General features: G+C 55.5%; 1 protein-coding gene. It reads right to left on the bottom strand.

Annotated features, from left to right (window positions below; translation table 11 throughout):
* A partial coding sequence (locus ACG74X_RS21335) for a hypothetical protein (protein ID WP_411237331.1) occupies window positions 1-281 on the bottom strand: 281 nt, incomplete at both ends.

Genomic DNA, 281 nt, shown 5'->3' with positions numbered 1-281 from the left:
TCCCGTCGCGTGGATACTGAATACGCACAATGGTAACCTGCGACGAGATCGTCAGCTCGTGGGTTCCGGTCGTAAGCTTGGTAAATTCATCGCCCTCCAGATCAACCGCCTCAGGCTGGATGATCACCACGCCCCCCTCCCTGACGATTGGTTCCTCCATGTAGATTGTGAAATCACTTTTCACGTCGTCCTCCGTTCCGGTCCAAGACAGCGCGAAGCCGCCGATACCCACGAGCGCGATCAATGCAACGAATGCCCACCCTTTACGCATCAGTTCAGAT

Source organism: Marivita sp. S0852, from assembly GCF_046591575.1.
Taxonomy (GTDB): Bacteria; Pseudomonadota; Alphaproteobacteria; order Rhodobacterales; family Rhodobacteraceae; genus Marivita.
This window is presented reverse-complemented; position numbering and strand designations above follow the sequence as displayed.